Genomic DNA, 13,798 nt, shown 5'->3' on the forward strand with positions numbered 1-13,798 from the left:
ATATGTTCGGTGGTCATGAGCCCACGCAACGCCATCGCAGCGAGCGCAACGCTGCACTGCCTCACCGGCTGCGCCATCGGAGAGATCCTCGGCCTGATGATCGGCACCGCGATCGGCCTCTCCGCCGGGGCGACCATCGCCCTGGCGGTCGGCCTCGCCTTCCTGTTCGGCTACCTGCTGTCGTCGCTTCCTCTGCTGCGGGAGGGGATGCGGCTCGGCCAAGCCCTCCGGCTGGTGCTCGCCGCCGACACCATCTCCATCGTGGTGATGGAGGTCGTCGACAACTCGGTGATGGCCGCCGTGCCCGGCGCCATGGACGCCGGCCTGGTGAGCCCGGTCTTCTGGATCGCCATGATCGTCGCCCTCTCCGCCGCCTTCGTCGCGGCGTTCCCCGTCAACCGCTACCTCATCGAGCGCGGCAAGGGGCACGCCCTCCACCACGCCCACCACGGCGGCGGCGACACGTCCCACGCCTCCCACTCGGCGACCGCCCCGCACGACCCCCAGCAGGGTCACGCCGGCCACGGCGGGCACCAGCACCACGGATCGGAGCACTGACCATGAACACCAACACTCTCGCCGCGGGCGTGATCGGCTTCCTGCTCGGCGGGCTCGTGGTCTCCACGGCCGCGTCGCTGCAGGACGACGGCGAGCCGGCCCCCAGCCACGGGGTCGGCCAGCACGTCGTCGTCGAGTCGCGCTGAGCCCCAGGAGTCCCACGGGGCGCACGGGGCGCCCACGGGGGCCGTAGCCTCCCACCGTGCCCACGCGTCACCTCGTCGACCCCGACCTGCTGCCCTTCGTCGACTCGCTGCCGCCCCTGGACCTCGACGCGGAGGCCCTCACCGAGACCCGGGAGCTGTTGGGCCGGATGATCGCGGCCACGCCCCTGGACCATGCTGGCTGCCGCCTGACGCGTGCGACGGCGCGCTCGGCCCAGGAGGAGTACGACGTCCCGCTGGTCGTCGTCCGGCCGGACGCGACCGACCGGCCGGCAGGTCGCGCGGCGCTGGTCTGGATGCACGGTGGCGGCTATCTCGTCGGTCAGGCCGAGCAGGAGGTCCCGTTCCTCGCGGACCTCGCCGTCGAGCTCGGCGTGGTCGGCGTCAGCGTCGACTACCGGCTGGCGCCCGAGCACCCCCATCCCGCGCCGGTCGAGGACTGCTACGCGGCCCTCCGCTGGGTGCACCAGCACGCGGACGAGCTGGGCGTCGACCGCGCGCGGGTCCTGGTCGGTGGCGAGAGCGCCGGCGGGGGACTGGCGGCCGCGCTCAGCACCCTGGCCCGCGATCGAGCGGAGCTGGCCGTCGCCAAGCAGGTGCTCGTCTACCCGATGCTCGACGACCGCACCGCGGCGCCGGGCGCCGAGCTGAGCCCCTTTGCCGGGCAGTTCATGTGGACCCCCGGCTCCAACCGGTTCGGCTGGCGCAGCCTGCTCGGCAGGGAGCCGGGAGGCCCGGGGGTGTCGCCGTACGCCTCGCCGGCGCGCGCGGAGGACCTGCGCGGCCTGCCGCCCACCTATCTCGAGGTCGGCAACCTCGACCTCTTCCTCGACGAGGACATCGCCTACGCCCGCCGCCTGATCCACGCCGGTGTGCCCACCGACCTCCACGTGATCGCAGGCGCGGTCCACGGCTACAAGCACGCCGGCGACCTGCCCATCTGCCGGGCCCACGTGGCGCGGGTCCGGGACGCGGTCGGGTCGGTCGGGTCGGTCGCCTCGGCGTGATCCGCGCCGGCGGGCCCGCTTCGTTGGTCAAGTGACTGGACGCCTGTCCAGTGCGATGCGATGCTGGCCGGGTGACCAGCAGCCCAGCCCAGGACCTGCCCGAGCTCGCCTGCTACGGCCTCGCCGGCCACACCTCGACTCCCCGCGACCTCCTCGGCGAGGTGCGCGAGGCCGAGCGGATGGGCATCGGCTCGTTGTTCCTGTCCGAGCGCTTCAACGTCAAGGACGCCGGCGTGATGGCGGGCGCGGCCGCGGCCGCGTCCGAGCGGATCGGCATCGCGACCGCCGCCACCAACCACAACACCCGGCATCCGCTGGTCACCGCGACCCTGGCGACCACGATGCACCGGCTCACCGGCGGCCGCTACGCGTTCGGGCTCGGTCGCGGCTTCGACCTCCTGTTCGACGTGATGGGGCTGCGTCGGGTGACCGGCGCGCAGCTGGAGGACGCGATCTCGATCTACCGGCGGCTCTGGCGGGGCGAGGCGTTCGGTCACTCCGGTCCTGCGGGCGACTATCCCTACCTCTCCCAGGACCCCTCCTTCGCCGAGGACATCCCGGTGCTGATGATGGCGATCGGCGAGCGGTCCCTGGCCCTGGCCGGCCGGGTGGCCGACGGCGTCGTGCTCCACACCTTCCTCACCGACGAGACCCTCGCGCGCGCCGTCACCACGGTCCGCACGGCAGCCGAGCGGGCCGGCCGCGACCCGGCGTCCGTGCGGATCTGGTCGGTCCTGGCCACGGTGGAGGACTCGATCCCGGAGGAGGCCCGGCTGCGCAAGCTGGTCGGCCGGCTCGCGACCTACCTGCAGGGGTACGGCGAGGTGCTGGTGCGCGCCAACGGATGGTCGCTGGACGCCCTCAAGAGGTTCCGCGAGCACCCGCTCGTCACGGACTCCTCCGGGGCCTTCGACGCGGTCGGCACGGTCGCGGAGCTGTCCCGGCTGCGTGACGAGGCGCTTCCCGTCGAGTGGCTCGAGGCGTCGGCAACCGGTCCGGCGGACCGGTGCGCCCGCCGGATCCAGGACCAGCTCGACGCCGGCGCCGACTCCGTCGTGCTGCACGGTGCGACCCCGAGCGAGCTCGTGCCGGTGGTCGACGCGTGGCGCCCGGAGCGGGACGCGGGTGCCCTCGCCGGCCTGCCCACCAACCCCGGCTGGACGGCCGCCGGACTCGCGGGAGCACGACGATGACCGCGCCGACCGGGCTGCGTCCCAGCCCGGACCTCGTCACCGAGGTCGCCGAGCTGACTCCCGCCTGGCTGAGCGGGGCGCTCGGCGCCGAGGTGACCGCGGTGAGCGCGACGCCGGTCGGCACCGGCCAGATCGGCACCTGCTACCGGTTGGCCCTGAGCGGCGACCCCGCGCTGCCCGCCAGCGTGCTGGCGAAGCTGCCGGCCGTCGACCCTGCGGCGCGGGCGCTGCTCGCCAACCCCTACCGCACGGAGGTGCGGTTCTACGCGAGCATCGCGCCGACGGTCGCGGTCCGCGTCCCGCGCCTGCACTACGCGGCCGTCGCGTCCGACGGCGGCGACTTCGTGCTCCTGCTGGAGGACCTGGCTCCCGCGGCGCAGGGCGACCAGATCGCGGGCTGCTCGGTCGCGCAGGCCGAGGACGCGGTGATCAACCTCGCGGGCCTGCACGGTCCTCGCTGGTGCGATCCCGCGCTGCTCGACATCGAAGGCATGGCCCTCAACGGACCGGAGGACGCGGAGCTGCTGGCGGACCTCCTCGGGCCGGCCGTGGAGCTGTTCCTCGCCAACCTCGGTGACCTGCTGTCGGTCGAGGACGCCGCGACGGTGCGGGACATCCCGTCGCTGATCGCGCGCTGGGCGCTCGGCCGGTCCGAGCGGTTCGGCCTGGTGCACGGTGACTACCGGCTGGACAACCTGCTGTTCCCCGCCGACGGCGGCCCGGGAGTGGTGGCGGTGGACTGGCAGACGCTCTCGCTCGCCCTCCCGGCACGGGACTTGGCGTACGTCGTGAGCACCAGCCTCGACCCCGCGGAGCGGCGAGCGGCCGAGCGGTCGCTGGTCGCGGCCTACCACGCGGCGCTCACGGTTCACGGCGTGGCGTCGTACTCCCTGGAGGAGTGCTGGGACGACTACCGCTTCGCGATGCTCCAGGGGCCGCTGGTCTCGGTGTTCGGGCAGGCCTACGGCACGCGCACCGAGCGGGGGGATCGCATGTTCGCGGTGATGACGGCCCGCTGCTGCGCTGCGATCCGTGAGCTGGGGACGCTCGAGCTGGTCTGAGACGCCGGTGGACGACGCCCGGGAGCCCTCAGCCCTGGAGCCGCGCCATCCACTCCTCGACGGCGTCGGGGGTGCGAGGCAGGGCGGACGACATGTTGCGGACGCCGTCGGCGGTGACGACGACGTCGTCCTCGATCCGGATGCCGATGCCGCGGAGCTCCTCGGGGACGAGCAGGTCGTCGGCCTGGAAGTAGAGGCCGGGCTCCACGGTGAGGACCATGCCCTCGGCGAGGGTGCCGTCGCGGTAGGAGTCGGGCGCGGCCTGGCCGCAGTCGTGGACGTCCATGCCGAGCATGTGGCTGGTGCCGTGGAGCGTCCACCGCGCGTAGACCCGGGAGTCGGGGGAGAGCGCCTCGTCGACGGAGACGGGGAGCAGTCCGAGGTCGCCCAGGCCGTGCGCGAGGACCTCCATCGCCGCCTCGTGGCCGGCGAGGAACCGGGCACCGGGCCGGAGCGCGGCCAGCCCGGCCTCCTGCGCCTGCAGCACCAGGGAGTAGAGGTCGCGCTGGAGGGAGGTGAACGTGCCGGAGACGGGCAGCGTGCGCGTCACGTCGGCGGTGTAGAGGTTGTGGCCCTCGACCCCCATGTCGCAGAGCACCAGCTCGCCCGGGACGATCGGGCCCGAGTTCTCGATCCAGTGCAGCGTGGTGGCGTGGGAGCCGCCGGCGACGATCGAGTCGTAGCCCAGGTCGTTGCCCATCGTGCGGGCCCGGCGGAAGAAGGTGCCCTCGAGCCAGCGCTCGCCGTGCTCGACGACCCGCGGCCACTCGCGCACGCAGTCCTCGAAGCCGAGCACCGTCCAGTCCACCGCGCGCTGCAGCTCGTCGAGCTCCCAGGCGTCCTTGACCAGCCGCATCTCCGACGCGACCCGCGCGAGCTCGCGGTCCCTGGCCTCGTCGGCCGGCACGCTCGAGTCGACCACCGGGGACACCCCGCGCAGCACGCGGGTCTTGGCGGCATCCGACAGGTCGAGCCGGTCGACATGGCGCACCGGCAGGTCGAGGGCGGCCTCCAGCTCCGCGGCCGACGGCCGCTTGCCTGCCCAGAGGGCGCCGTACTGCCGGTCGCGGAAGAACTCGTCGCTCTCGCGGCCCGCCCGGGGTCGCGCGTAGAGCACCGAGGACCCGTCGGGCTCGATCACCAGCACCGCGTCGGAGGTCTGGTTGCCGGAGAAGTAGGCGTGCGCGGTGTCGGCGCGGAAGCGGTAGTCGGTGTCGTAGGCGCGGACCTTGTAGCCGCCGGCGGGCAGCACCAGCCGCTCGCCCGGGAACGCCGCTGCGAGCCGGGCCCGCCGCTCGGCCGCGACCGCGGCGACGGGGTGGCGCTCGACGACCTCGTCGCGGTCGTCCCAGCCCGTGCGCATGAACGCGGCGTACGCCTCCGGGACCGCCGGGTCGTGCTGCTCGACGTTGGTGGTCGGCGTGGTGTCCGGGGTCTCTTCACTCACCCCGCCACTGTACGCCGCGTCCGGGGCGCCCGGTCCGGTCCCGATAGGCTGCCGTCCATGTCAACGTCGTCCCGCGACAGCGTCGCGTTCACCGTCGTGGTGACCGCCGCCGTCGCCGTCGGGGCGCTGGTGACGGTGACCGTGCTCGCGCTCAGTGGCGCGCCCGACATCACGCTGCTCGCGGCGGCGCTGGCAGCCCTGCCGGTCGGGCCGGTCGTCGCGGCCTACCTGTGGCTCGACCGCTACGAGCCCGAGCCCAAGACGAACCTCGCGCTGGCGCTGCTGTGGGGAGCCTTCGTCGCGACCGTCGCCGCCGTCGTCGTCCAGGGACTGGGCGGGCTGCTGGTCGGCTGGACCGACACCTTCTCGCTCGCCGTCGCGGCCCCGGTCGTCGAGGAGGCCACCAAGGGCCTGTTCCTGCTCCTCCTCCTGTGGTGGCGCCGCGCCGAGTTCGACGGGATCCTCGACGGCCTCGTCTATGCCGGGATGGTGGGCGTGGGGTTCGCCTTCACCGAGAACATCCTCTACCTCGCCGCCGCCTACAACGGCACCGACGGCCTCGGGCCCGGCGGCATCGAGGCGGTCACCGGCACGTTCCTGCTCCGGTGCGTGGTCAGCCCGTTCGCGCACCCGCTCTTCACGGCCTTCCTGGGCGTCGGCATCGGCCTGGCCGTGGCCTCCCGCAGCAGGGCCGTACGCGTGCTGGCGCCGGTGGGCGGCTACGCCGCCGCGGTCCTCGCGCACGGGCTGTGGAACGGCTCCACAGTCCTCGGCTTCGGGGGCTTCGCGGTCGTCTACGTGGTGATCATGGCCCCGGCCTTCGTCGGGATGATCGCCCTCGCCTGGTGGTCGCGGGAGACCGAGGCGCACCTCCTGCGGATGGCCCTCGCCGACGCGGCCAGCCGCGACCTGATCCCGGCCACCGACATCGGGTGGGTCGTGGACCTGCGGGCCCGGCGCCTGGCTCGCAGACACGCCCGGGCGACCGGCGGCCCGGCCGCCGAGCGGGCGATGCGTGACTACCAGCAGGCCGCGATCGAGCTCGCCTACCTGCACCATCGCCTGCTCCGCGGCACCGCGCCGCCGGACTGGCAACACCGCGGGCAGGGCTTCCTCGGCCGCATCCAGGCGGCTCGCCCCCGCATCGCGTTCCCCGGACAGGTGGTGCCCCAGCGATGACACCCGGACATCAGGCCTCGACGAGCGGCGTCGACCTCACCGGCGACGAGCTCGCCGGCAAGCTGCTGACCGAGGTGGTCCGGCTGCACGGCTCGCTGCGCAGCGCCCCGCTGCCGCTCGACCTGCCGGGCGTCGGCCCGCTGCGCGAGGCGCGCGAGCAGGTCATCGAGCAGCTCGAGGACTACATCATCCCGCGGCTCACCGAGCTCGGCGCTCCGCTGCTGGTCGTGGTGGGCGGCTCCACCGGCGCCGGCAAGTCCACCCTGGTCAACACCCTGGTCGGCGAGAAGGTCACCACGCCCGGGCTGCTCCGGCCGACCACCATGTCGCCCGTCCTCGTGCACCACCCCGACGACGCCCGGTGGTTCGGGCCCGAGCGGCTGCTGCCGGACCTGCGCCGGGTCGCGCAGCCGACGACCGACCAGAGCTCGATCCAGCTGGTGGCGAGCGCACGCGTGCCCAAGGGGCTGGCGATCCTCGACGCCCCCGACGTCGACTCCGTCGAGACGCGCAACCGCGAGCTCGCGCGCCAGCTGCTGGCCGCCGCCGACCTGTGGCTGTTCGTGACCTCCGCCGCCCGCTACTCCGACCAGGTGCCGTGGGAGCACCTGAAGCTCGCCGTCGACCGCAACACCGCGGTGGCCCTGGTGCTCAGCCGGACGCCGACGGAGGACGCGGCGACCGTGTCGGTGCACCTCGCCCGGATGATGGCGGCCCGGGGGCTCAAGGACAGCCCGCTCTTCGCGGTCGCCCACGGCACGGTGAGCGACGACGGCCTGCTGCCCGCGTCGTACGCCGCGGAGGTGCGGGGCTGGCTCGAGGCCCTGGCGGCCGACGCCGCGGCCCGGCGCGAGATCGTCAACCAGACCGTCGCCGGCGCCGTGCGGACCGTGACCCGGAAGGCGTTCCCCATCGCCGACGCCGCCGCCCTCCAGGTCGACGCGGTCGCCGATCTGCTCGGCCTCGCCGACCGCGTGTACGACGACGCGCAGGCCGGCCTCCTCGCCGCCGCCGCCGACGGCACGCTGCTGCGCGGTGACCTGCTCGCCCGGTGGCAGGAGTTCGTGGGCTCCGGCGAGCTGGTGCGGACGCTGGAGGCGAAGGTGGGCTTCGTGCGCGAGCGCCTCGTCAACGCCATCAAGGGCAAGCCGCAGCAGGCGGAGCGGGTCGGGCTCGCCATCGAGATGGCGCTCGAGACCCTCGTCGCCGACCGTGCCGACCGTGCCGCCGCAGCCGCCGCGAGCGCCTGGCGCGAGAAGGGCCACGGCGAGGCGCTGCTCGCGGCCACCGCCGACGACCTCTCCCGCGCCGGGAGGGGCCTGCGCCGCCGTACCGAGCAGGAGGTCCGTGGCTGGCACGACGAGCTGCAGGAGCTGGTCAAGGGGGAGGCCGACGACGTGCGGCACAGCTCCCGGTTCCTGGCCATCGGGGTCCGCGGCCTCGCGGTGACGCTGGCCGTCGTGGCACTCGGCGGTGACTCGCCGGGCCAGGCGGCCGACTCCGTGCGCCTGGGCAGGGGGCTCCTCGACACCACCCTCGGCCGTGCCGCGGCCGACCGCCTGGTCGAGCAGGCCCGCGGCACGCTCGCGCGCCGGCTCACCACGTTGCTGGGGGAGGAGCGGGCTCGCTACCTTGCCCCGGCGGCGCAGTGGCAGCTGAAGCCGGACGCGCCCGACCAGCTGCGCCAGGCGGCGCGCCGGGTCGACGACCTGCGGTTCGCCGCTGCGAAGAAGGGAACTGGGGGACACCTGTGACGCAACGTCTCGAGGACGCGGTGCCGGCCGACCTGGCGATCAGGGGCACCCCGATCGCCGACCGGGTCGCGGGCCTCGGCGACGCCGTCGTCGCAGCCCGGGGCCGGGTCGAGGAGCCGGTGCTTGACGACGTCGCCGCCAGCGCCGACCGGGCCACCGCACGGCTCAAGCTCTCGGCCCGGCACACCGTGGTCGCGATCGCCGGGGCCACCGGCTCCGGCAAGTCCTCGACCTACAACGCGCTGACCGGCCTCGAGCTCTCCTCGGTCGGCATCCGCCGCCCGACCACGTCGTGGGCCACGGCGACCGTCTGGGGCAGCGAGGGAGCCGAGGAGCTCCTGGACTGGATCGGCATCCCGCCGCGCCACCAGACCATGCGCGACTCGATGCTCGACACCGAGCGCCACGACAAGGACCTCGACGGCGTCGTGCTGCTCGACCTGCCCGACCACGACTCGACCGAGGTCTCCCACCACCTCGAGGTCGACCGGCTGGTGGCCGTCGCCGACCTGCTGGTGTGGATCCTCGACCCGCAGAAGTACGCCGACGCCGCCGTCCACGACCGCTACTTCCGGCCGATGGCCACCCACCAGGACGTCATGCTCGTGGCCCTCAACCACATCGACACGGTGCCGGAGGACCGACGTGCGTCCATGGTGGAGGACGTACGACGCCTCCTCGCCGCCGACGGCCTGCCCGACGTGCCCGTGCTCGCCGTCTCGGCCAAGGAGGGCATCGGCATGGACGCCCTCCGGGAGGAGATCCGGAGCCGGGTCGAGGGCAAGCGCGCCACCACCGCGCGCGCCGAGGCCGACGTCGCTGCGGCGGCCGCCCGGCTGGAGGTCGCCGGGGGCGCCGGCCCGGCGCACGAGCTGACCACCCAGCGGGTCCGCGACCTCGAGGACGCCGCCGCCGACGCGGCCGGGGTGCCGGTCGTGGTCGACGGCGTCGAGCGCACCGTCCGCGCCAAGGCGAGACGAGCGGTCGTGTGGCCGCCGCTGCTCTCGCTGCTGCGCCGGGACCCCGAGCTCGAGGGACTGGACCGGCCCGCCGTGGCGCCGGTCGACCGCGCCACCGTCGACACCGCGATCCGCGGGCTGGTCGACGAGGTGACCGGCGGGATGGGTGCGCGCTGGGCCGGCATGGTGCGCGACGTCGCGACCGGGCGGCTCGACGAGGTCGACGACCGGCTCGACCGCGAGCTCGGACGGGTCGACGTGACCCGCCGGCTCCCGCTCTGGGTCCCCCTGGTGCGGCTGCTCCACGGTCTGCTGCTGCTCGCCCTCGTGGGTGGGCTGGCCTGGTGGGGGCTCGCCGCGGTCCGCGACCGGCTCGGCGACCTGCCCGAGATCGCGGGCTACCCCGTGCCGCCGGTGCTGGCCGTCGCCGGACTGGTGCTGGGCCTGCTGCTCGCGGCGGTCGGTCGGGTGCTCGCCGGCCGGCTGGCGCGCCGGCGCGCGGACGAGATCGAGGACGAGCTGCGCAGCGCGGTGCAGCGGGTGCTCGAGGCGGAGGTGGTCCGACCGGTCCGCGAGGAGCTGGCCGCGTTCGCCGGGTTCCGCCGGGGCATCGCGGCCGCGAAGGGCTGAGTCGCCACACCAGCCCCACCCCGCGCCGCCGCGCCTCCACAGGACCGGGCGTCGTACTCGTCCTGCACAGGGGCCCGCGGCTGCCTGCCCCGGTGTCGGTCCCGCGGCGTGGACTCGGGCGTGACCGGTCACGGAGGTGACCCGGCAGACGAACGAGAGGACAGACGATGGCCAACGACACCATGGTCACCATCCAGGGCTGGATCGGGAACGTGCCGATGATGCGCGACGTCAGCGGTCACCCGGTGCTGAACTTCCGCGTGGGCTCGACCCCGCGGCGGCGCAAGCCGTCGACCAACGAGTGGGTCGACGGGGAGACCCAGTGGTACGGCGTCAGCGCCTGGCGCCGGCTGGCCGAGCACGCCGCGAAGTCGCTCAAGCAGGGCGACCCCGTGCTCGTCCACGGACGGCTGAACCACCGCACCTACGTGAACAAGTCGGGGATCGAGGTGGTCGCCCTCGAGATCGACGCGATCACCCTCGGCCACGACCTGAGCCGTGGTGTGGCGACCTTCCTGAAGGCGTCCCGCGCGCCGGAGCCGCCGGGCGACGCGGTCGCACCCGAGGCCTCCCGCCCGGCCGCCTGAGCCGCGGCGCCCGGCCGTGTCCGGCGACCACCCCGGGCACGGCCGGTCGCCGGTCGCTGCGTAGCCTTGCCCCATGGCGGAATACGTGCTGTCCCTGCGCAACGTGCGGAAGGCCCACGGCGACAAGGTCGTCCTCGACAACGTCACCCTGTCGTTCCTCCACGGCGCCAAGATCGGCGTCGTCGGTCCCAACGGCATGGGGAAGTCGTCGCTGCTCAAGCTGATGGCCGGCCTCGACCAGCCCAACAACGGCGACGTCATCCGCGACCCCGACGCCACGGTCGGGATGCTCCAGCAGGAGCCGCCGCTCAGCGAGGGCCGGACCGTGCTCGAGAACGTCGAGGAGGCCGTCGCCGACATCCTGGCCAAGAAGGCCCGGCTCGACGAGGTCTACGCCGCCATGGGCGAGCCGGACGCCGACATCGACGCGCTCTCCGAGGAGGCGGGCAACCTCCAGAGCGAGCTGGACGCGGCCAACGTCTGGGACCTCGAGAGCCGCCTCGAGCAGGCCATGGACGCGCTGCGCTGCCCGCCGCCCGACGCCCTCGTCGACAACCTCTCCGGAGGTGAGCGACGCCGGGTCGCGCTCTGCAAGCTGCTGCTCCAGCAGCCCGACCTGCTGCTCCTCGACGAGCCCACCAACCACCTCGACGCCGAGTCGGTCCAGTGGCTCGAGGGCCACCTGAAGAGCTATCCGGGCGCCGTGCTGGCCGTCACCCACGACCGCTACTTCCTCGACAACGTCGCCCAGTGGATCGCCGAGGTCGACCGCGGCTCGATCCACGGCTACGAGGGCAACTACTCCACCTACCTGGAGACGAAGAAGGAGCGGCTCAAGGTCGAGGGCGCCAAGGACGCCAAGCGCGCCAAGATGCTGGAGAAGGAGCTGGAGTGGGTGCGCTCCAACGCCAAGGCCCGGCAGACCAAGTCCAAGTCCCGGCTGGCGCGCTACGAGGAGCTGGCGGCCGAGGCCGACAAGGCGCGCAAGATCGACAGCGCGGAGATCAACATCCCGCCCGGTCCGCGGCTCGGTGACGTGGTGCTCGAGGCCAAGGGCCTCACCAAGAGCTTCGACGACCGCACGCTGTGGAACGAGATCTCCTTCTCCCTGCCCCGCGCCGGCATCGTCGGGATCGTCGGCCCCAACGGCGTCGGCAAGACCACGCTGTTCCGGATGATCACCGGCAGCGAGCAGCCCGACGCCGGCGAGCTGGTCGTCGGCCAGACGGTGAAGATCTCCTACGTCGACCAGAGCCGGGGTGGGATCGACCCCGACAAGAACGTCTGGGAGGTCGTCTCCGACGGGCTCGACTTCATCAAGGTCGCCAACTTCGAGATGAACAGCCGCGCCTACGTCGCGTCGTTCGGGTTCAAGGGACCCGACCAGCAGAAGAAGGCCGGCGTCCTCTCCGGTGGCGAGCGCAACCGGCTCAACCTGGCGCTGACCCTCAAGCAGGGCGGCAACCTGCTGCTCCTCGACGAGCCGACCAACGACCTCGACGTCGAGACCCTGTCGTCGCTGGAGGACGCGCTGCTCGACTTCCCCGGCTGTGCGGTGGTCACCTCGCACGACCGGTGGTTCCTCGACCGCGTCGCCACCCACATCCTCGCCTGGGAGGGCACCGAGGACGACGAGGGCGCGTGGTTCTGGTTCGAGGGCAACTTCGCCTCCTACGAGGAGAACAAGATCGAGCGACTCGGTGTCGAGGCGGCCCGCCCCCACCGCGTCACCCACCGTCGCCTCACCCGCGACTGACTCTTCTGGCCGAGCGCGTCTTCGGCGCTGACCAGGCGAGCAAGCTCGCCAGCGGCGCCTCCCGCCGCGCTGCCGGCCGGGTTGCATCTGGCCGAGCGCGTCTTCGGCGCTGACCAGGCGAGCAAGCTCGCCGGCGGCGCCTCCCGCCGCGCTGCCGGCCGGGTTGCATCTGGCCGAGCGCGTCTCCGGCGCTGACCAGGCGAGCAAGCTCGCCGGCGGCGCCTCCCGCCGCGCTGCCGGCCGGGTTGCATCTGGCCGAGCGCGTCTCCGGCGCTGGTTGGGCGAGCCTGGGCGGACCGGCTACCGCTCGTGGCGGAGCTCGCGTTCGGGGTGGTCGGCGATCAGCCGGTCCGCGACCGCGTCCATCACCCGGCGCACGGCCGCGAAGTCCTCGGGCGTCGCCAGGTCCACGAAGTAGTCGCGCACCGTCTCGACATGGTCCGGCGCGGCGGTGGCGAGCAGCTCCGAGCCGCCCCGGGTGAGCTGGGCGACCACGCCCCGGCCGTCGTCGGGCGATCCGGTGCGCTCGACCAGCCCGGCCGCCTCCATCCGCTTGACCGTGTGGGTGACCCGGCTGCGGCTGTGGGCCAGGGCGGCGGCGAGCCGCGCCATGCGCAGCTGGCCGCCCGCCTCGGAGAGCCGCACCAGGATCTCGTACTCGACGGCCGAGATGCCGTGGGCGCGGCGGAGGTCGTCGTCGATGCGGTCGCGCAGCAGCGTCGTGCCGAGCATGAACGCACGCCAGGTCTGCTGCTGCTCCTCGTCGAGCCACCGCGGCTCGTGGCCCGACGCCACGCGCCCGGTGTCCTCGTGATCCACGCGCGCCACTATAAGAGCCGTCCCCACGTCCGGCGGCACCACGCCGTCGGCACCGGCCTCACCGGGCCGCTCCCAGGTCATGCCGCATCAGCACCCGGGGGTGGCCGGAGAGCACCGACGTCGTGTCCGTGACGTAGCGGAAGCCGGCCGCCTCGAAGTTCCTCCGCAGACCCGGATAGGCCATCGTCAGGTCGACCCGGGCACCGCGGTTGTCGAGCGGGTAGGCCTCCAGCGCGGGCGCGCCGTGGTCGCGTGCGAAGTCGACCGCGCCGGAGATCAGCGCGTGCGAGACGCCCCGGCCGCGGTGGCCGGGCCGGACCCGGATGCACCACACCGACCAGACCGGGAGGTCGTCGACCGTCGGGATCCTGCGGTTGCGCGCGAAGGTGGTGTCGGCGCGCGGCGCGACGGCCGCCCAGCCGACGGGCTCCTCGGCGGCCCCGTCGGTTCCGTCGGGCTCATCGGTGCCGGTGGTGGCGTAGGCGATGACGCCCAGCGGGCCCTGCTCCAGCAGCCGGGCGACATAGGCACCGCGGGCGGGTCCGCGGAGCTCGTTGTTGAGCTTGGAGGGGATCCGGTAGCTCAGGCACCAGCAGACGCTCGCGTCGGGCCGCTTGGGTCCCACGAGCGCCCGGACGTCCTCGAAGTCGACGGCGGGCCGCACCTCGATGCTCATGCACCGAG

Annotated in this window: 13 protein-coding genes; 10 read left to right on the top strand and 3 right to left on the bottom strand. The window is 73.7% G+C overall.

All coding sequences use genetic code 11. The features are described from left to right. The first annotated feature begins 15 nt into the window (after positions 1–15). The 5 genes from ACPOLA_RS02660 to ACPOLA_RS02680 all read left to right on the top strand — a co-directional run bounded on the left by ACPOLA_RS02660 (position 16) and on the right by ACPOLA_RS02680 (position 3,983). The gene (locus ACPOLA_RS02660) at positions 16–558 is read left to right on the top strand and encodes a DUF4396 domain-containing protein (protein WP_435768837.1); all 543 of its coding nucleotides are present in this window, start codon (positions 16–18) and stop codon (positions 556–558) included. Between the two features lie 2 nt (positions 559–560). Next, positions 561–704, top strand: a complete 144-nt coding sequence (locus ACPOLA_RS02665; RefSeq protein ID WP_435768838.1) for a hypothetical protein — start codon at positions 561–563, stop codon at positions 702–704. A gap of 56 nt (positions 705–760) precedes the next feature. After that, entirely contained in the window at positions 761–1,729 is a 969-nt protein-coding gene (locus tag ACPOLA_RS02670) for an alpha/beta hydrolase (protein ID WP_435768839.1), read from the top strand. Positions 1,730–1,800: 71 nt separating this feature from the next. Continuing rightward, positions 1,801–2,922 carry a TIGR03857 family LLM class F420-dependent oxidoreductase gene (locus ACPOLA_RS02675; RefSeq protein ID WP_435768840.1) on the top strand — a complete coding sequence of 374 codons (1,122 nt, stop codon included), beginning with the start codon at positions 1,801–1,803 and terminating at the stop codon, positions 2,920–2,922. Then, the gene (locus ACPOLA_RS02680; RefSeq protein ID WP_435768841.1) at positions 2,919–3,983 is read left to right on the top strand and encodes a phosphotransferase family protein; all 1,065 of its coding nucleotides are present in this window, start codon (positions 2,919–2,921) and stop codon (positions 3,981–3,983) included. Before ACPOLA_RS02675 ends, ACPOLA_RS02680 begins: the two co-directional genes overlap by 4 nt. Before the next feature lie 28 nt (positions 3,984–4,011). Here ACPOLA_RS02680 and ACPOLA_RS02685 read toward each other — a convergent pair whose 3' ends face one another. Next, positions 4,012–5,430: an aminopeptidase P family protein gene (locus ACPOLA_RS02685; protein WP_435768842.1), complete on the bottom strand. Its 1,419-nt coding sequence runs from the start codon at positions 5,428–5,430 to the stop codon at positions 4,012–4,014. A 57-nt stretch (positions 5,431–5,487) separates the two neighbouring features. Between ACPOLA_RS02685 and ACPOLA_RS02690 the strand changes: the two genes are divergently transcribed. The 5 genes from ACPOLA_RS02690 (at position 5,488) to ettA (ending at position 12,295) form a co-directional block, all read left to right on the top strand. Further along, entirely contained in the window at positions 5,488–6,609 is a 1,122-nt protein-coding gene (locus tag ACPOLA_RS02690; protein ID WP_435768843.1) for a PrsW family intramembrane metalloprotease, read from the top strand. Beyond that, positions 6,606–8,363 carry a dynamin family protein gene (locus ACPOLA_RS02695; RefSeq protein WP_435768844.1) on the top strand — a complete coding sequence of 586 codons (1,758 nt, stop codon included), beginning with the start codon at positions 6,606–6,608 and terminating at the stop codon, positions 8,361–8,363. The genes ACPOLA_RS02690 and ACPOLA_RS02695 overlap by 4 nt, the downstream gene beginning before the upstream one ends. After that, positions 8,360–9,952, top strand: coding sequence for a GTPase (locus ACPOLA_RS02700; protein ID WP_435768845.1), 1,593 nt, complete (start codon positions 8,360–8,362; stop codon positions 9,950–9,952). The genes ACPOLA_RS02695 and ACPOLA_RS02700 overlap by 4 nt, the downstream gene beginning before the upstream one ends. A 167-nt stretch (positions 9,953–10,119) precedes the next feature. Then, positions 10,120–10,539, top strand: coding sequence for a single-stranded DNA-binding protein (locus ACPOLA_RS02705; protein ID WP_435768846.1), 420 nt, complete (start codon positions 10,120–10,122; stop codon positions 10,537–10,539). Between the two features lie 73 nt (positions 10,540–10,612). After that, entirely contained in the window at positions 10,613–12,295 is a 1,683-nt protein-coding gene (ettA, locus tag ACPOLA_RS02710; protein WP_435768847.1) for an energy-dependent translational throttle protein EttA, read from the top strand. Positions 12,296–12,595: 300 nt separating this feature from the next. On the opposite strand, the gene ACPOLA_RS02715 is transcribed toward ettA, so the two are convergent. Next, positions 12,596–13,195 carry a MarR family winged helix-turn-helix transcriptional regulator gene (locus ACPOLA_RS02715; protein ID WP_435768848.1) on the bottom strand — a complete coding sequence of 200 codons (600 nt, stop codon included), beginning with the start codon at positions 13,193–13,195 and terminating at the stop codon, positions 12,596–12,598. Beyond that, entirely contained in the window at positions 13,173–13,790 is a 618-nt protein-coding gene (locus ACPOLA_RS02720) for a GNAT family N-acetyltransferase (RefSeq protein ID WP_435768849.1), read from the bottom strand. The genes ACPOLA_RS02715 and ACPOLA_RS02720 overlap by 23 nt, the downstream gene beginning before the upstream one ends. Between the last annotated feature and the right edge of the window lie 8 nt (positions 13,791–13,798).

The sequence above is a fragment of the Nocardioides proteolyticus genome (assembly GCF_051280635.3).
Classification (GTDB): Bacteria; Actinomycetota; Actinomycetes; order Propionibacteriales; family Nocardioidaceae; genus Nocardioides.